Genomic DNA, 18,380 nt, shown 5'->3' with positions numbered 1-18,380 from the left:
GACAACGGCCAGCTGTCCACGAACCCCCTGGGCTGGCCCGACCCGTGGGTGCCGGAGAACTACACCGGCATCCTCGGCTCCGAGGTCTTCTGGCGCCAGCTCGCCAACAGCACGGTGATCGCCGTGGCCACCGTCCTGGTCGTGGTCGGCGCTTCCGCGATGGCGGCGTTCGTGTTCGCGCGGTTCGCGTTCCGGGGACGGGAGTTCCTGTTCACCCTGTTCGCCGTCGGGCTGATGTTCCCGTTCGCGGTCGCGATCCTGCCGCTGTTCATCCTGCTGCGCAGCATGGGACTGCTCGACAACCCGCTCGGCGTCATCCTGCCCCAGGCCGCGTTCGGACTGCCCACGACGATCATCATCCTGCGGCAGTTCTTCCGCACGATCCCGGCCGAGGTCGAGGAGGCGGCCACCCTCGACGGGTGCACGCCGTTCGGGTTCTTCTGGCGCATCCTGCTCCCGATGGCCCGGCCCGCGCTGGCCACCGTGTCCGTGCTGGCGATCGTCGCGAGCTGGAACAACTTCATGCTCCCGCTGGTCGTGTTCACCGACCAGAGCTGGTGGACCCTACCCGTCGGGGTCCAGGCCTTCCAGGGCCAGTACGCCGACGACACCGCCCGCGTCCTCGCCTACGTCGTACTGTCCATGATCCCCGCACTCGGCTTCTACGCCATAGCCGAACGACAACTCGTCGGCGGCCTCGCCGGCAGCGTCAAGGGCTGACGATCCAGCCACCGATGACCCCGCCGGGGGGTGGGGCCCGGCACAGCAGCCCACCGAACGGGTTGCTGTGCCGGGGATCTTCCCACCGTAGGCTCGGGCGATGACGAAAGGGCGAACCGTGGCTTCCGAAGAGAACCGGAAAGTGACCATCGCGGCGATCGCGCGCCTGGCCGGCGTGTCCGTGCCCACCGTCTCCCGCGTCATCAACGGCCGCTCCGACGTGTCCCCGCAGACCCGCGAGCGCGTCGAGGAGCTGCTCACCCGCCACGGCTACCGGCGCCGGCCGCCGAGCATGCGGGCCAGCTCCGGGCTGCTCGACCTGGTCTTCAACGACCTGGACAGCCCCTGGGCCGTCGAGATCATCCGCGGCGTCGAGGACGTCGCCCACGCCGCGGGCATCGGCACCGTCGTGTCCGCCATCCACCGCCGGACCTCGGCGGCCAAGCAGTGGCTGGACAACATGCGGGCCCGCTCCACCGAGGGTGTCATCTTCGTGACGTCCACCCTGGAGCCGCCGCTGCAGGCGGAGCTGCGGCGGCTGAACATCCCGGTCGTCATCGTCGATCCGGCGGGCGTGCCGCCGCAGGAGGCGCCCACCATCGGCGCCACCAACTGGGCGGGCAGCCTGCGCGCCACGGAGTACCTGCTGGGCCTGGGCCACCGCCGCATCGGCTTCATCGCCGGGCTGCCGCAGCTCATGTGCAGCCGGGCCCGCGTCGACGGCTACCGGGCCGCGCTGGAGTCGGCCGGCGTCGCGGTCGACGACAAGCTGATCTACCCCGGCAACTTCTACCACGAGGCCGGGTTCGCCGGCGGCACCCAGCTGCTCCAGCTGGCCGACCCGCCCACCGCGATCTTCGCGTCCAGCGACCAGATGGCGCTCGGCGTCTACGAGGCGGTACGCCAGCGCGGCCTGCGGGTGCCCGACGACATCAGCGTCGTCGGCTTCGACGACCTGCCCGAGGTGCGCTGGTGCTCGCCGCCGCTGACCACGGTCCGCCAGCCGCTGGCCGAGATGGGGCTGCTCGCCGCGCGTACCGTGCTGCGGCTGGCGCAGGGCGAGAAGATCGAGAGCCCGCGAGTCGAACTCGCCACCGAACTGATCGTCCGCGACAGCGCCGCCGCACCCCGCACCTGACGCGGCCCCGCCACGCTCCCCGCACCCGGTGCGGTGCCGCAGTTTCGGGGAAAGTGCAGGCAATCGGACGTCCGATGCTGCGGTTTCCCCGAAACTGCAGAGTGCCGGCGGGCCGTGGGGAGCTTGGTAACAAGTATCGGTAGTCGTGCGAAACTTTCATGACTAGGCTGTGGGTCAGGCCGCCGGGACCCCCTCCGGTGGCCCGTCGCGCGAGGAGCTGCCGTGGCCGTGAACAAGTCCCCCAAGGTCACCATCGCCGCGATCGCGGACCTGGCCGGGGTGTCCGTGCCGACCGTGTCGCGGGTGGTCAACGGGCGCTCCGATGTGGCCGAGGGGACTCGGGCGCGGGTCGAGGAGCTGCTCACCCGGCACGGCTACCGCCGCCGCGCCAGCGCCGGGCGGGCCGGCTCCGGCCTGCTGGACCTGGTCTTCAACGACCTGGACAGCCCGTGGGCCGTCGAGATCATCCGCGGCGTCGAGGACGTCGCCCACGCCGCCGGGATCGGCACCGTGGTCTCCGCCATCCACCGGCGCACCGCCTCGGCCAAGCAGTGGCTGGACGGCCTGCGCACCCGCGCCACCGAGGGCGTCATCTTCGTGACCTCGATGGTGGAGCCGCCGCTGCAGGCCGAGCTGCGCCGGCTCAACATCCCCGTGGTGCTGGTCGACGCCGACGGCATCCCGCAGCAGGACGCGCCCACCGTCGGCGCGACCAACTGGGCGGGCGGCCTGGCCGCCACCGAGTACCTGATCCGCCTGGGCCACCGGCGGATCGGCCTGATCACCGGGCTGCCGCAGCTCATGTGCAGCCGGGCCCGGATGGACGGCTACCGGGCCGCGCTGGAGGCGGCCGGGCTGCCGGTCGACGACGGCCTGATCCACCAGGGCGACTTCTACCACGAGTCCGGCTTCACCGGGGGCACCCGGCTGCTGCGGCTGCCCGACCCGCCGACGGCGATCTTCGCCTCCTGCGACCAGATGGCGCTGGGCGTCTACGAGGCCGTACGCAGGCAGGGCCTGCGCGTCGGCGAGGACGTCAGCGTGGTCGGCTTCGACGACCTGCCCGAGGTGCGCTGGTCGTCGCCGCCGCTGACCACGGTCCGCCAGCCGCTGGCCGAGATGGGCATGGTCGCCGCGCGGACGGTGCTGCGCCTGGCCCGCGGCGAGCACGTGGAGAGCCTGCGCGTGGAGCTGGCCACCGAGCTGGTGGTGCGGGACAGCGCGAAGCCGCCGCGGGCATAGGAATACTCCGATAGTTTTCCGGAAGTTCTTGACGGTCTCTCTGCTGTAGACCCAGGATGGTGATCGCTTCCATCGATGTGTCGCAGCCGTCGAAGCGCCCGCCGCGCTGCGGAGTCCCCTGCCCGGACGGCTCCGCATGACTGCCCTCGGCGGGCGCTCCGCCGGTGCTCCGGCACGCCGCTCACCATCCGACAAGGAGAGACGAGTGACGCCTTCACGCGTCCGTTTCCGCGCCACGCCGCGCCGCCTGGCGTCCCTGGCCGCGCTGACGCTGGTGTCCGCGCTCGCGGTGCCGGTGCTGTCGCCCTCGCCGGCGACGGCCGCGACGCCGCTGCGCACCCTGGCCGCGGCCAAGGGCAAGTTCATCGGCTTCGCCGCCGCCACCAGCCCGCTGGCCGGCGAGGCCGCCTACCGCACCATCGCGCAGACCGAGTTCAACCAGGTCACCGCCGAGAACGCGATGAAGTGGGAGTCGACCGAGCCCTCGGACAACAACTGGACCTGGTCCGGCGCCGACCAGATCGTCGACTTCGCGGTCGCCAACAACCAGCAGGTGCACGGCCACACCCTGGTCTGGCACAGCCAGACGCCGGGCTGGGTGCAGGGCCTGGGCGCCACCGCCATGCGCACCGCGATGCAGGACCACATCGCCACCGTCGTCGGCCGGTACGCGAGCAACCCCGCGGTCGTCTCGTGGGACGTGGTCAACGAGGTGTTCGACGAGAACGGCGGCTTCCGCACCAGCTTCTGGTACAACACGCTCGGCCAGGGCTTCATCGCCGACGCGTTCCGCTACGCCCGCGCCGCCGACCCGAACGCGAAGCTGTGCATCAACGACTACAACGTCGAGGGCATCAACGCCAAGAGCACCGCGATGTACAACCTGGTCCAGTCGCTGCGCGCGCAGAACGTCCCGGTCGACTGCGTCGGCTTCCAGTCGCACCTGGCCACGCAGTACGGCTTCCCGAGCGACATGCGGCAGAACCTGCAGCGTTTCGCCGCGCTGGGCGTCGAGGTGCGCATCACCGAGCTCGACATCCGGATCCAGACGCCGCGCACCTCGGCCAAGGACGCGACCCAGGCGCAGTACTACACCAACGCCGTCAACGCGTGCCTCGAGGTGACCGCCTGCACGGGCATCACCATCTGGGGTTTCACCGACAAGTACTCGTGGGTGCCGGACACGTTCCCGAGCGAGGGCGCGGCGCTCATCTACGACGAGAACTACCAGGCCAAGCCGGCGTACACCGCGGTGCACACGGCGTTCGGCGGCAGTCCCACCGGTGACACGCAGGCCCCGACCGCGCCGAGCGGCCTGGCCTCCTCCGGGGTGACCGCCGGCAGCGTCAACCTGTCCTGGACGGCGTCGACGGACAACGTCGCGGTCTCCGGGTACGACATCCTGCGCGCGCCGGGCGCCTCCGGCGGCTCCTTCACCCAGGTCGGCACGGCGGCGACCACCTCGTTCAGCAGCACGGGTCTGTCGGCGGGCACCACCTACCGGTACCAGGTCCGGGCCCGTGACGCGGCGGGCAACGTCTCCGCGGTGTCCAACACCGTCACCGTCACCACCACGACGGGCGGCGGCACGGGCGGCGGCTGCACGGCCGCCGCGACCGTGCAGACCCAGTGGCAGACCGGCTACGTGATCGAGCCGGTCCGGGTCACCAACAGCGGCACCTCGGCGATCAGCGGCTGGACCGTGACCTTCACGCTCCCGGCCGGCCACACGATCACCGGCAGCTGGAACGCCACGCTGACCACCAGCGGGCAGACCGTCACGGCCCGCAACGCCGCGCACAACGGCAACCTCGGCGCGGGCGGGAGCACCGCGTTCGGGTTCCAGGTCAGCCGGCCCAGCGGCAACACGTCCACGGCGAGCGGCTTCACCTGCGCCACGCCGTGACCTGACCGCGTACGGTTCTCCCTTCACCGTACGCACCGGGTGGGCTGCCCGACGCCCGGACGGCAGCCCACCCACATCCGCGTCTTCAGCCGCTCGGCCGCGGCGTGTGCCTGCGGCAACCCACCCGGACGCGGGTCGGCGAGCGTTCTCCCATGCCCCGCCCGGTACCACTCCCTGCGTTCGGATCCCTTGCACCGCCCTGTTCCCTCCCTCTGCGCCGTCCCGATTCGAGTCCGCTGCAGATGCGCGGCTCGGGTCATCAGGACCATTGCAGGAGACAGTGAGAACGGCATGACCACCTTGCATGTGCGAGCGGTAGGCTCGGATCGTCCTGGTGATGGCTCGGCGTGTCCGGCAGGACGGACGGTCCGGCCGGGGTAGAGGTGATCACGTCGGCTCGTCACGGGCGGGCGGTCGGCAGGGGAGGGGCGACGATCATGGGGCACCGGATACGCGCGGCGGCGGCCGCGCTCGCCGCCGCCGTGGCGCTGACGCTGGCGGCGTGCGGCTCGGACGGCCCCGCTGCGCCGGCCGGTGGTTCGGGCGGCGGGGTGACCGGTGACGTGACCGTGTTCGCCGCGGCGTCGCTGACCGAGTCGTTCAACCGGCTCGGCGAGGAGTTCGAGGCCGCCAACCCCGGCACGACGGTGACCTTCAACTTCGCGGGCAGCTCCGCACTGGCCACCCAGATCACCCAGGGTGCGCCGGCCGACGTCTTCGCCGCGGCAAGCCCCGCCACGATGCAGACCGTCGTGGACGCGGGCGACGCCGACGGCGCCCCGACCGTGTTCGTGAAGAACCAGCTCGTCATCGCGGTGCCCCGGGGCAACCCGAGGGGCATCGCCGCGCTGGGCGACCTGTCCAAGGCGGATCTCAAGGTGGCGCTGTGCGCCGAGCAGGTGCCGTGCGGGGCGGCGGCGAGCAAGGCCCTGGCGGCGGCCGGGGTGAAGCTCACCCCCGTGACGCTGGAGCAGGACGTCAAGGCGGCGCTGCAGAAGGTGAGGCTCGGCGAGGTCGACGCGGCGCTGGTGTACCGCACCGACGCCAGGGCCGCCGCCGCGGAGGTCGAGGGTGTGGAGTTCCCCGAGTCCGCCCAGGCGGTCAACGACTATCCGATCGTCGTGCTCAAGAACGCCCCGAACAAGGCCGCCGCGCAGGCGTTCCTCGCCTTCGTCCAGTCCGCCCGGGGCCGGGCGGTGCTCGGCGAGGCGGGCTTCCAGGTTCCCTGACCGGTGTGCCCTGCCGGAGGGGGGATGATCGCGCTCCCGTGCCGGAAAGTCAGGTCTGGCTTCGGTATCCGGCAAAACAGCGATCAATTCACCCGGCAGCGCGGCCTCGGTCCGATCGACCCACCCGCCGGCGCGGCCTCAGTCCGTCCAGTCCACCCCGGCCGGTTCGGCGCCGCGGTACGCCGCCAGCCGCTCGGCCTGCTCCGTGACGCCCTGCCGGACGGTCGCCGACATCCTGCCCCACGGCTCGACGGACAGGGTGAACCGCCTGCCCGCCTTGCGGGGCCGCCACACCCCGGCCAGCTCGCCGTCGACCAGCACCGCGCCGGGCCGGCCCAGCACCGGCCACAGCTGCTTGGCCCTGGCCTCGTCGGGCACCAGCGTGGTGCGGTCCTTGGCCTGCAGGAACAGGTCGAACGGGGCGAGCAGCCGCACGCCGCGCGCCGCCGCCGACGCCAGCGCCGGTTCGTCGGCGGCCAGCAGCCAGCGCTTCTCGCCGTCGACCGTCACCTCGACGGTGTCCTGCGGCCAGCGTGCCTTGACGTCCTTGACCGGGGCGTCGAGGTAGTCGGCCACGTGTTTCGGGGTGGCCGGGCCGAGCAGCCGCAGGTATGCCCTGATCAGGTCTAACCGGTCGCCCGGCGTGGCGGCGGCGCGCAAGCCGCGGGCGCGGCGCAGCACCGGGGGAGAGGTGCCGGGTGCCAGCTCGATCCCGGCGCGGATCGCGGCCAGCCGGAACGGCATCTCGAACAGGTGGGTGGCGTCGCACGGGCGGCAGAACCGCAGGTACGGCTCGGGCATCAGCGCGGCCAGGCGGCCGGAGACGTCGCCCTTGACGGTCGGCTCGGTGACGATCTCCCGCATCCGGGCGGCGACCTCGTCGAGCGCGGCGAGGTTGGCGATGCCCGCCGCCTTCAGCGGCTTGGCCGCGTCGTAGATGCGCTTGCCCGCGTCGGCGTCGGAGAACGGCGCGACGGCGGCGGCGACCCGGCCGAGGTCGGCCCGGCGGTAGTAGTGCGGCGCGCCGCGTACGGTCCACAGCAGCACCAGGTCGTCGCGGTCCGCGGGGTCGGCGCCGCGGACGGCCAGCGCCCAGCCCGCGCCGTCGGGGCCGGTGTCCTGCACCCCGATGTCGAGCACGGCGGTGTCGTCGAGGGTGCCCGTGGTGCGGTCGAGCTGCTGGGCCTGGACCCGGAAGCGCAGCACCTGTCGCCGATCGATCATGTCCCCAGCCTAGCCACGGGCGCCGACATGCCGGGCCGCGCGCGAACGCCGTTTACGGCGGCACGGCGGGGGTATCAGCGGGCCGATGACCCATCCATTGACCGCTGTCGGCGGGCAGGAGGCGAAACGATGATTCTGCTTGGTTTGCTGCTGGTCCTCGGCTTGTCCGGGCTGGCCCTGGCGGCTTTCATGAACAACGACGGGCTGTTCACCGCGCCGGCGGGCACGGTCGAGCTGTTCGGCTACCAGGCCGAGCTCACGGTGGGGCAGGTGTTCCTGGCCGGTGCCGTGGGTGGTGCGCTGGTCCTGATCGGCCTGTCCATGATGTTCAGCGGTGCGGGCCGCCGGGCCCGCCGCCGCCTGGCGACCCGTCGTGAGCTGCAGCAGCAGCGTGCGGAGATGCGCGACCTGCAGCGCAAGCACGACAGCATGGAGTCGCAGCTGGCCTCGCGGCGTGCCGCCGAGGCGAACGCGGCCGGTGCCCGGGACGCCGAGGCCGCGGTGCAGGCCCGCGAGGCGGAGCTGGCCCGCGAGGAGGCCCGCGAAGAGGACCGGATGTCCGCGCGCTGATCTCCTCTCCTTCAACGAAGCGCGGCCCCCGCTGAGTCTTTCAGCGGGGGCCGCGCCTCTGTCACGGAAGGGCGGATCTCATCACGGCAGGATGGAGCTGCGTCGTGGCGGCGGGACCACCGGGCCGGGGCCCGGGCCGGGCGGGGTGGTCGGCTTGGCCTTGCTGCCGTTGCTGACCTCGATCACCACGACGCCGCCCTTGATGGTCCGCTTCTCCGGCGAGGTGCCGGCCGCGGTGCCCTTCGGGCAGTCGGAGTCGATCGGCTGCCGCGAGATCTCGACGTCGAAGCCCCGGCCGCGCAGGATCGACCGTGCCTCGGCGACCGGCTTGCACTTCACGTCCGGGATGCTGACCTGGGTGCCGGTGACCAGCTTGCTGCTGCCCGGTTTGCTGAACTGGATCGACGGCTTGCCCTTCATGGCGTCGCGCAGGGCGTACTGCACCGCCGGGTTGACCACGCGGTGCGACATCTTGTGCGTGCTCACCTGCGCCCAGTCCGGGTCGGTCTGGAACCCGGAGATGGCCAGCTGCTTGGTGGTGATGGTGAGCGTCACCGACTTGGAGTCGTCGGTGGTGCCGGTCTTGCCCGCGATGTGCTTCTTGATGATGTCGCGCGAGTCGCGGGCCGTGGTGCCGCCGCACCTGCCGTAGAGCGACCGGTCGCCGACCGGGCAGCGGGCCGCGTCGATCGCGGCGCGGGCCACGTCGCGGTTGATGTTCTGCTTGCAGCGCTTGTCACCGACGTCGAGCTTCTCGCCCTTGTTGTTCAGGATCCGCTCGACCGGGATCGGCTCGCAGTACTGCCCGTCGGCGGCCAGGGTCGCGAACGCGTTCGCGATCTGCAGCGGCGTGTGGTCGGAGGCGCCGAGGGTGAACGGGCCCCAGCCGTCGGCGTGCGCGGCGAAGTACGCGTCGTCGATCTTCTCCTTGGGGTTGTCGTAGAAGGTCAGGCCCAGCCGCTTGGCGGTGTCGATGACCCGCTCGCCGCCGACCATCTCGAACAGCGGCACGAAGAACGTGTTCACCGAGTTGCCGAACCCGGTCCACATGTCCTGGGTGCCCCAGTTCTTGTTGCCGGAGTTGTTGGGGCACCAGTAGCCGCCGCAGTTCGGCGGACCCGAGATCCGGATCTTCGAGATGTACGGCGCCTTGGTGTTGATCACCGTGGCCAGCGGATAGCCCCGCTCCAGCGCGGCCACCAGGGTGAAGATCTTCATGACCGAGCCGGCCTGGTATCCGCCGATGTCGGGGCCGCCGGACAGCAGCGGGTTGGTGGTGTTCGGGTAGCTGCCGCGCACGCCCTTGCGGGCCAGCGCCGGGTTGGAGTGCTTGCCGTTGGTCGGCTTGGCCTTGCTGTCGAGCTTGAAGTTGCGGTTGGTGGCCAGGCCCCGCACCTTGCCGGTGCCGGGCTCGACGCCGGCCAGCATGACCGCGTCGGACTTCCACTTCCACTTCTTGCCCGGCAGGTCCGGGTTGTTGTTCAGCGCCCGGTTGATGCTCTTGTCCATCGCGGCCTGGGTGGTGACGTCCAGCGAGGTGATGATGCGGAAGCCGCCCGACTTGAGCGCGCGCTCGCGGTCGAACGTGGTGGCGCCGAACACCTCCTGCTGGTTCCACCAGCGCTGGAAGAAGTCGCAGAAGAAGCCCCACTTGATGTTGTTGGTCTGCACGCACCCGTTCGGGGTGACCTTGCCGACGATGGTGAGCTTCTCGGTCTTGTGCTTGTCGGCCTCGGCCTGGGTGAGCGCGCCGGTCTGCACCATCTCCTGCAGCACGTAGTCGCGCCGCTCGATCGCGCCCTGCTCGCCCTCGCCGGTCACCGCGTCGTACTTGCCGGGGAACTTCACCAGCGCGGACAGGAACGCGGCCTCGGCGGCGGTCAGGTCCTTGGGCTCCTTGTCGAAGTACACCTTCGACGCGGCGAAGATGCCGTACGCCCGGTTGCCGAAGTAGGCGGTGTTCAGGTAGCCCTCGAGGATCTGGTCCTTGCTCATCCGCTGCTCAATGGCCATCGCGTAGCGCATCTCGCGGACCTTGCGCCGGGTGGTGTCCTCCGTGGCGTCCACGACCTCCTGCGCGGTGTCCGCCGAGTACGAGATCGACAGGCGCACGAACTGCATGGTCAGCGTCGAGGCGCCCTGCTCCACCGTGCCGGCCTGCTTGTTGGCGATGAACGCGCGGGCCACGCCCATCACGTCGACGCCGTTGTGCTCGTAGAACTTCTGGTCCTCGGCGGCCAGCACCGCCTGCTTGACCACCTCGGGGATCTCCGACAGCGGCAGGTCGCGCCGGTTCTCGTCGTACATGGTGGCCAGTGGCGTCTTGCCGTCGGAGGCGTACAGGTAGCTGATCTGGGGGGAGCGCTTGACGGTCAGCTCGTCGGGGAGCTGCCCGAAGGCCTCGCCTCCCGCCTTCGCGGCGAGCCCGGACATCGCCACCGCGGGGAACGCGGCCGCGGCGACGACCACGCCGGAGAGGAACCCGCAGGTCAGCATGGACGCGAGGTTCACGAAAATGTTGTGGTCCCGCTTGCGCATCGGGGTCACCGCCTCGTGTCGGGTGGGCAGAGCTCGGCCTCGCATGACGCACCGCCCGGCGACGAGGGCGGCGGGCCGGTGCACACGCGCGCCGCCAGCATCGCGGGCATCCGTTTGATGTGCAAGACGCACAACACACCACAAGTGGTTGCGCTAAGTGATCACCTCTTCGAGGCGGGTGCCGGGCGGCCCTCCGATCGTCGGCGCGGATCGAACCTTGTGGACCGATCGCCGCCATACCAATGGAGACCGAAGTGTTGACGCACCGGTAGCACGTCGGTAACGTTGCTCCCAACATAGTGCAAGATTTCGACAAACCGATGTTTGGTTTTGTCTTCCTCTTGTGCAAGTTCCCCAGCAGGGCCGCTCACCTGCCGGTGCTCATTCGGATTCTCGGAGAGGCCCGGTCATGCCATCGGCACAGCTGCGCACCGGTCGGTCGCCATCGCGCGACCCGGGTCGACCCGTCCCCGCCAGTCACCAGCCGCGCAGCACGCCGCTCCCCGGGCTCCACGCACCGTCCGCGGCACTTTCCGGCCTCCGCGCCGACGTTTCGCCCCCGCCGGTCGCACCCCCGCTCCGGCGACCCGTCCCCCGTGACAAAGGACAGTCATGAGACGAACCCACCCGATCAGGCTGGTGGCGGTCCTCGCCGCCACCGCCATGGTCGCCACCGCAGGATGGGCGGCGGTCGCGCAAGCGGCCGGCGGACCCAACCTCTCGCTCGGCAAGTCCGCCTCCGCGAGCTCCGTCAACGGCCCGTACGCCGCGGGCAACCTCAACGACGGCAACAAGGGCAGCTACTGGGAGAGCTCCGGCTCGCTGCCGCAGTGGGCGCAGCTCGACCTCGGCGCCGCCACCAGCATCGACCAGGTCGTGCTGAAGCTGCCGGACGGCTGGGGCACCCGCACCCAGACCCTGACCGTGCAGGGCAGCACCAACGGCAGCACCTTCACCAACATCGTCGCCTCGCAGGGGTACACCTTCAACCCGTCGGTGGCGAACAACTCCGTGACGATCAACTTCCCGGCGACCTCGCCGCGGTACGTCCGGATCAGCGTCTCCGCCAACACCGGCTGGGCCGCGGCCCAGCTGTCCGAGCTGGAGATCTACGGCACCGCGAGCGGGTCGACCAACCTCGCGCAGAACCGGCCCACCACCGAGAGCGGCCACGCCGACGTCTACGACTCGGGCCGCGCCGTCGACGGCAACCAGGGCACCTACTGGGAGAGCGCGAACAACTCGTTCCCCGAGTGGCTCACCGTCGACCTGGGCTCGGCCGTGGCCGTCAACCGGGTCGTGCTCAAGCTGCCCACCTCCGGCTGGGGCACACGCTCGCAGACGCTGGCCGTGCAGGGCAGCACCAACGGCTCGACGTTCAGCGACCTGGTCGCCTCGGCGTCGTACACCTTCAACCCGGCCGTCGCCGCGAACTCGGTGACGATCAACTTCAGCCAGACCACCACCCGGTACGTGCGGATCAACATCACCGCCAACTCCGCGTGGCCGGCCGGGCAGCTCTCCGAGGTCGAGGTGTACGGCCCCGGCGGCACCACCGACACCACCGCGCCGAGCGTGCCGAGCAACCTGACGCTGGGCGCGTCCGGCACGACGATCACCCTGAACTGGGGCGCCTCGACGGACAACTCCGGCGGCAGCGGCCTGGCCGGGTACGACGTCTACCGCAACGGCACGCTGGCCGCGCAGGTCGGCGCCGTGACCACCTGGCAGGACACCCAGCCGACCTCGGCGACCGTGTCCTACTACGTGCGCTCGCGCGACAACGCGGGCAACGTCTCGGCCAACAGCAACACGGTGACCCGCAACGGCACCACGCCGGACACCACCCCGCCGAGCGTGCCGGGCACGCTGAGCCTCACCACCTCGGGCACGACGATCACCCTGAACTGGGGCGCGTCGACCGACAACGCCGGCGGCAGCGGCATCCAGGGCTACGACGTGTTCCGCAACGGCACCTTCGTGCTGACCACCGGCAACGTCACCACCTGGAGCGACACCCAGCCGACGTCGGCCACGGTGTCCTACTACGTCCGGGCGCGCGACAACGCGAACAACACCTCGGGCAACAGCAACACGGTGACCCGCAACGGCGGCGACACCACCGCCCCGAGCACCCCGGCCAACCTGACCCAGAGCACGTCGGGCACCACGATCACGCTCAACTGGGGCGCGTCGTCCGACAACTCCGGCGGCAGCGGCCTGGCGGGCTACAACGTGTACCGCGACGGCGGCCTGATCGCCACCATCGGCACCGCCACGACGTACCAGGACTCGCAGCCGGCCACGGCGACCGTGTCCTACTTCGTGCGGGCGCGTGACAACGCGGGCAACCTGTCGGGCAACAGCAACACCGTCACCCGGACCGGCACCCAGCAGCCCGGCTGCACCAACGTGGCGCTGGGCAAGACCATGACCGCCAACGGCTCGACGTTCACCTTCACCCCGGAGAAGGCCAACGACGGCCAGGTCGCCACGTACTGGGAGGGCGCGGGCTACCCGGCCCAGCTCACCGTCGCGCTCGGCGCCAACCACAGCGTCACCCAGGTCAACGTGAAGCTGAACCCGGACCCGTCGTGGGGCACGCGCACCCAGAACATCCAGGTCCTGGGCCGCGAGCAGTCGTCCGGCTCGTACACCAACCTGGTGTCGGCGGCGAACTACCAGTTCACCCAGGGCAGCAACGTGGTGAGCATCCCGGTCAGCGCGAACGTCGCCGACGTGCGGCTGAGCATCAACTCCAACACCGGCGCCCCCTCGGGCCAGGTCGCGGAGTTCGAGGTGTGCGGCACCCCGGCGCCGAACCCGGACCTGACCGTCACCAACGTGTCGTGGACCCCGTCCTCGCCGAACGAGGCGTCGACGATCTCCCTGACCGCGACCGTCAACAACACCGGCAACCAGACCGCCGCCGCGTCCAAGGCGGGCCTGTACCTCGACGGCGCGCTCAAGGGCACCGTGGACGTGCCGAGCCTGGCCGCCGGCGCGTCGCAGGCGGTCAGCCTGTCCATCGGCAACCTGGCCCAGGGCTCGTACGCGGTCAGCGCGCGCGCCGACAACGCCGGCACGGTGTTCGAGCAGAACGAGAACAACAACACCGCCAACGCCGCGTCGAACCTGACGGTGGCCCAGGCGCCCGGCCCGGACCTGCAGGTCACGGGCATCACCACCAACCCGGCCAACCCGGCCGTGGGCTCGGCGGTCAGCTTCACGGTGACCGTCAACAACCGCGGCACCACCGCCACCGGCGTCACCACGGTGACCCGCCTGACGGTCGGCAGCACGGTGCTCAACACCAACACCGCCTCGATCGCCGCGGGCGCCACCGTCAACGTGGCCGTCAACGGCACCTGGACCGCCACCAGCGGCGGCGCCACCATCACCGCGCTGGCCGACGCCACCAACCTGGTGGCCGAGACCAACGAGACCAACAACAGCCGGGCGCAGTCGATCGTGGTCGGGCGCGGCGCGGCGGTGCCGTACACCTCGTACGAGGCGGAGGCGGCCAGCCACAACGGTGTCCTGCTGGAGACCGACCCGCTGCGCACCTTCGGGCACACCAACTTCGCCACCGAGTCCTCGGGCCGCAAGTCGGTGCGCCTGAACAGCCAGGGCCAGTACGTCGAGTTCACCTCGACCAACCAGGCCAACTCGATCGTGGTCCGCAACTCGGTCCCGGACTCCGCGAGCGGCGGCGGCCAGGACTACACGATCAGCCTCTACGTCAACGGCACCTTCAACCGGAAGCTGACGCTGTCGTCGGTGCACAGCTGGCTCTACGGCACCACCGACGACCCCGAGGGCCTGACCAACACCCCGCAGGCCAACGCGCGGCGGCTGTTCGACGAGTCCAACGCGCTGCTCGGCACGTCGTACCCGCCGGGCACGAAGTTCAAGCTGCAGCGCGACTCCGGTGACAACGCCTCCTTCTACATCATCGATCTCATCGATCTGGAGCAGGTGGCGGCGCCGCTGTCCAAGCCCGCCGAGTGCACCTCGATCACCAACTACGGCGCGGTGCCCAATGACGGGATCGACGACACGGCCGCCATCCAGGCGGCGGTGACCGCCGACCAGAACGGCCAGATCAGCTGCGTGTGGATCCCCGAGGGCCAGTGGCGGCAGGAGCAGAAGATCCTGACCGACGACCCGCTGAACCGTGGCACGCACAACCAGGTCGGCATCAGCAACGTCGTCATCAAGGGCGCGGGCATGTGGCACTCCCGCCTCTACTCGCTGATCCAGCCGCAGAACGCGGGCGGCATCAACCACCCGCACGAGGGCAACTTCGGCTTCGACATCGACAAGAACACCCAGATCTCCGACCTGGCGATCTTCGGCTCCGGCCGGATCCGCGGCGGGGACGGCAACGCCGAGGGCGGCGTCGGCATCAACGGCCGGCTCGGGGTCGGCACGAAGATCACGAACGTGTGGATCGAGCACGCCAATGTCGGCGCCTGGGTGGGTCGCGACTACTCCAACATTCCCGAGCTGTGGGGACCCGGCGACGGGCTGGAGTTCAGCGGGATGCGCATCCGCAACACGTACGCCGACGGCATCAACTTCACCAACGGCACGCGCAACTCGACCGTGTACAACTCGTCGTTCCGCAACAACGGCGACGACGCGCTCGCGGTCTGGGCCAGCAAGTACGTGAAGGACACCGCGGTCGACATCGGCCACGACAACCGTTTCGTCAACAACACGGTGCAGCTGCCGTGGCGGGCGAACGGCATCGCGGTCTACGGCGGCTACGGCAACAAGATCGAGAACAACCTGATCTACGACACCATGAACTACCCGGGCATCATGCTGGCGACCGACCACGACCCGATCCCCTTCACGGGTCAGACGCTGATCGCCAACAACGCGCTCTACCGCACGGGTGGCGCCTTCTGGAACGAGGACCAGGAGTTCGGTGCGATCACGCTGTTCGCGGCGACCGTCGCGATCCCCGGTGTCACCATCCGCGACACCGAGATCTACGACTCGACGTACGACGGCATCCAGTTCAAGTCCGGTGAGATCCCGGGCGTCATCATCACCAACGTGAAGATCGACGACTCGAACAACGGCGCCGGCATCCTCGCGATGGCCCAGGCCAGAGGCAGCGCCACGCTGACGAACGTCACCATCACCAACTCGGCCGACGGCAACATCGTCACCCAGCCCGGCTCCGGCTTCACCTTCACCGGAAGCTGACCCCCTGAAGTAAGGAAGGGCACCTTCTTAACGCTATGCGTTGTAGAAGGTGCCCTTCTTAACGTTCCCGGCCACCAGCGTGGCACGGAGCGCGCTCGGCAACACTGCGCCGCCGCCGCCGCGGCGGCCGGCGCGGCGGGCGGACCGGCCGGGCGGTGTCGTCGATCAGACCGGCAACTGTGGCCGTCGCGCTGCTCCGCCAATGCCCGCCCGTTCGATAGCGTCGTCGGCCGGGGGACCGCATCCACACCGGACAGAAGGAATCGACGTGGTCGAGCCGACGCAGCCACCGCAGACCGAGGGCGAGCAGGCCGCAGGCGCCGTGCGCTCCTGGTGGCGGCGCAACCCGACGCTGCGCAACTGGATCAGCGGCGTCGCCTCGGCGGTGGTGGTGACCGTCGTCAGTGGCGCGGTGCTCACCTGGCTGAACCTCGACGACGGGCCGGCCGGCCACGGCGAGCAACCGGCCTCGCCGTCGGCGGCGTCCGACGGACCCCCGTTCGCGGTGGACGTGCTGTACCGGGGGGTCACCTGCCAGCCCTACCTGGTGGACGCCGACCCGGCGCAGCTGGTCAGCCCGCACACCGATCCGAGCCGCCCGTGGGGTGACTCACCCACCGACGACGAGGTCATCGCCTGGATGCACCAGACGGGCGCGGTCCCCTCCCACGGCCGGGTTCTGATCACCGTGCTCGGCGGCTCCGGCAAGGCGGTCGTGCTGCAGGGTATGACGATCGAGGTCGTGGAGCGCGGGCCGGCCCGTGACGTGCCCGCCGTGTACAACGTCGAGGACGGCTGCGGCGCCGGGGAGCAGCCTCGCCTGTTCGCCACCGTGCTCGACACGGCCAGTCCGGTGCTGCGGCCGTACCCCGGGGCGGACCTCGCGGGCAACGAGATCCCCGCCGTCGCGTTCCCGTTCACGGTCTCCGAGACGGACCCGGAGATCTTCGAGATCACGGCTGATCCCGGGGCGTGCGACTGCAGCTGGCGGCTGCGGCTGCGCTGGGTGGCGGGCGACCGCAGCGGGACGCTGGTCATCGACGACCACGGCAAGCCCTTCCGCACCGCGGCCTTCGTGGAGGCCACGGCCCGCAGGTATCTCGACCGGCAGTCCGGCGGGAAGTGTTCGGAAGCGACCTGGTGCGACGTTCCGCAGCCCTGACCGGGGCCGGGTCCGTGGCGCGGGGCTCGTCGATCCGTGTCGGAAACTCATGTCGTACGCAAGGTTCTGACACGAACTGAGGTCATCGTCGAACGTCAGCCGGCTCGGCGGCCGCCGTAGAGATGGACACGGTGGTCGGCGACGTGGCGCGGGACGCGTTCCACGAACAGGTGGGGCTGGGCGGGCGCGTTCGCGACGCGTACCGTCCAGTCTTCGTACCACCACTGCCACGCGCAGGTGGATCCCTGCCATCGGAAGTTGGCCCGGTAGAGCCCCACCTGACCGTCGGGCACCGTGAACAGGCGGCGCGGCTGTTCGTGCCGCGGGTAGGCGGCCCAGCTCGCGGTGGCGCGTACCGTGACGCCGCCGTCAGCCGGGGCCAGCTCCAGCGCCACGGCCTCCGCCGCCTCGCGGTGGGAGAGGATCCGCTCCGTCAGGCGGTACCCGGTGCGTGAGTCGGCGACGACGTCGTGCACGACGACGGCCGCGTCCGGCAGGGACTCGGGCAGGCGCAGCACCTGGGGAACGCCCCGGCGCAGGTCGGCGTGCGCGGCGCCGCGCTCGTGCCGGCGCCACACCACCCTGATGCGCTGAACCACCACCATCGGGCGAGTATCGCGCTCGACGGCCGGCGTGCGAACCGATTTCCCGGCGGCTCCCGGACGACCGCCTACCGGCCCCGCACGGCCGGCACCTGCCGAGGCGCGCCGTTAAAAAGGGCACCTTCTACAACGTATGGCGTTAAGAAGGTGCCCTTCCTTTCAGGGGGTCAGGGAGAGTTCGTTGAAGTCGTCGGCGGTGGGCTGGCCGGAGAGGCGCTGGATGGCGGCCATGATCTCGTCGGTGACCTGCCGGCGGGCGCGGCCGACGCTGATGCCGGGCGGCTGCTCGAAGCGCAGCGGCTCGCCGAAGCGGACCGTGATGCGGCCGGGGCGGGGCAGGCGCGCGCCGACGGGCTGGATGCGGTCGGTGCCGAGGACGGCGACGGGGACGACGGGTGCGCCGGAGGCGAGCGCGAGCCAGGCCACGCCGGTGCGCCCGCGGTAGAGGCGGCCGTCACGGGAGCGGCTGCCCTCGGGGTGGATGCCGAACGCGCCGCCGCGCTGGAGCACGCCGAGGGCGAGTTCGAGGGACTCCTGGGCGGCGCGGTGCCCGCCGCGCTGCACCGGGATCGCCTCCAGCCCGGTGAACAGGGAGCGGGTGAGCCGCCCCTTGAGCCCGGTGCCGGTGAAGTACTCCGCCTTGGCCAGGAACGAGACCGGGCGCGGCGTCATCAGCGGGATGATGAAGCTGTCCAGGAACGACAGGTGGTTGGCGGCGAGGATCACCGGCCCGTCCAGCGGCACGTGCTCGCGCCCGGATACCACCGGCCGGAAGGCGAGCCGGGAGATCGGGGTCAGCAGCATCCGGGTGGTGTACTGGATCGACACG

General features: G+C 70.7%; 12 protein-coding genes. 8 read left to right on the top strand and 4 right to left on the bottom strand.

Annotation, left to right across the window (positions count from 1 at the left end; all coding sequences use genetic code 11):
* The 5 genes from AB0J67_RS21885 to modA form a co-directional block, all read left to right on the top strand.
* Nucleotides 1-720, top strand: a 720-nt coding sequence (locus AB0J67_RS21885) for a carbohydrate ABC transporter permease (protein WP_363485248.1), incomplete at its 5' end; no start/stop codon positions are given.
* Nucleotides 721-838: 118 nt separating this feature from the next.
* Entirely contained in the window at nt 839-1,858 is a 1,020-nt protein-coding gene (locus tag AB0J67_RS21880; protein WP_363485247.1) for a LacI family DNA-binding transcriptional regulator, read from the top strand.
* A gap of 222 nt (nt 1,859-2,080) precedes the next feature.
* Nucleotides 2,081-3,100 (top strand): LacI family DNA-binding transcriptional regulator, encoded by a 1,020-nt coding sequence (locus AB0J67_RS21875; protein WP_363485246.1) that lies wholly within the window; start codon nt 2,081-2,083, stop codon nt 3,098-3,100.
* A 205-nt stretch (nt 3,101-3,305) separates the two neighbouring features.
* Nucleotides 3,306-5,006 carry an endo-1,4-beta-xylanase gene (locus AB0J67_RS21870; RefSeq protein WP_363485245.1) on the top strand — a complete coding sequence of 567 codons (1,701 nt, stop codon included), beginning with the start codon at nt 3,306-3,308 and terminating at the stop codon, nt 5,004-5,006.
* A 449-nt stretch (nt 5,007-5,455) separates the two neighbouring features.
* Entirely contained in the window at nt 5,456-6,235 is a 780-nt protein-coding gene (gene modA / locus AB0J67_RS21865) for a molybdate ABC transporter substrate-binding protein (RefSeq protein ID WP_363485249.1), read from the top strand.
* A gap of 138 nt (nt 6,236-6,373) precedes the next feature.
* Here modA and AB0J67_RS21860 read toward each other — a convergent pair whose 3' ends face one another.
* Complete coding sequence (locus AB0J67_RS21860) at nt 6,374-7,459, bottom strand: winged helix DNA-binding domain-containing protein (protein ID WP_363485244.1); 1,086 nt, start codon at nt 7,457-7,459, stop codon at nt 6,374-6,376.
* A gap of 129 nt (nt 7,460-7,588) precedes the next feature.
* Between AB0J67_RS21860 and AB0J67_RS21855 the strand changes: the two genes are divergently transcribed.
* The gene (locus AB0J67_RS21855; protein WP_363485243.1) at nt 7,589-8,029 is read left to right on the top strand and encodes a hypothetical protein; all 441 of its coding nucleotides are present in this window, start codon (nt 7,589-7,591) and stop codon (nt 8,027-8,029) included.
* Between the two features lie 81 nt (nt 8,030-8,110).
* Here AB0J67_RS21855 and AB0J67_RS21850 read toward each other — a convergent pair whose 3' ends face one another.
* Complete coding sequence (locus tag AB0J67_RS21850) at nt 8,111-10,540, bottom strand: transglycosylase domain-containing protein (protein WP_363485242.1); 2,430 nt, start codon at nt 10,538-10,540, stop codon at nt 8,111-8,113.
* A 639-nt stretch (nt 10,541-11,179) separates the two neighbouring features.
* Between AB0J67_RS21850 and AB0J67_RS21845 the strand changes: the two genes are divergently transcribed.
* The gene (locus tag AB0J67_RS21845) at nt 11,180-15,787 is read left to right on the top strand and encodes a discoidin domain-containing protein (protein ID WP_363485241.1); all 4,608 of its coding nucleotides are present in this window, start codon (nt 11,180-11,182) and stop codon (nt 15,785-15,787) included.
* A gap of 268 nt (nt 15,788-16,055) precedes the next feature.
* Nucleotides 16,056-16,949 (top strand): hypothetical protein, encoded by an 894-nt coding sequence (locus tag AB0J67_RS21840; RefSeq protein ID WP_363485240.1) that lies wholly within the window; start codon nt 16,056-16,058, stop codon nt 16,947-16,949.
* Between the two features lie 95 nt (nt 16,950-17,044).
* Here the strand turns inward: AB0J67_RS21840 and AB0J67_RS21835 are convergent, their stop codons facing one another.
* Both AB0J67_RS21835 and AB0J67_RS21830 read right to left on the bottom strand, forming a co-directional pair.
* Nucleotides 17,045-17,554, bottom strand: a complete 510-nt coding sequence (locus tag AB0J67_RS21835) for a hypothetical protein (protein ID WP_363485239.1) — start codon at nt 17,552-17,554, stop codon at nt 17,045-17,047.
* 156 nt (nt 17,555-17,710) lie between these two features.
* Nucleotides 17,711-18,379 carry a lysophospholipid acyltransferase family protein gene (locus AB0J67_RS21830; protein WP_363485238.1) on the bottom strand — a complete coding sequence of 223 codons (669 nt, stop codon included), beginning with the start codon at nt 18,377-18,379 and terminating at the stop codon, nt 17,711-17,713.
* Nucleotide 18,380 lies beyond the last annotated feature (1 nt).

It is taken from the genome of Catellatospora sp. NPDC049609 (assembly GCF_040675365.1).
Taxonomy (GTDB): domain Bacteria; phylum Actinomycetota; class Actinomycetes; order Mycobacteriales; family Micromonosporaceae; genus Catellatospora.
Note: the sequence above shows the minus strand (reverse complement) of the source record. Positions and strands in the feature narration are given on the sequence as shown.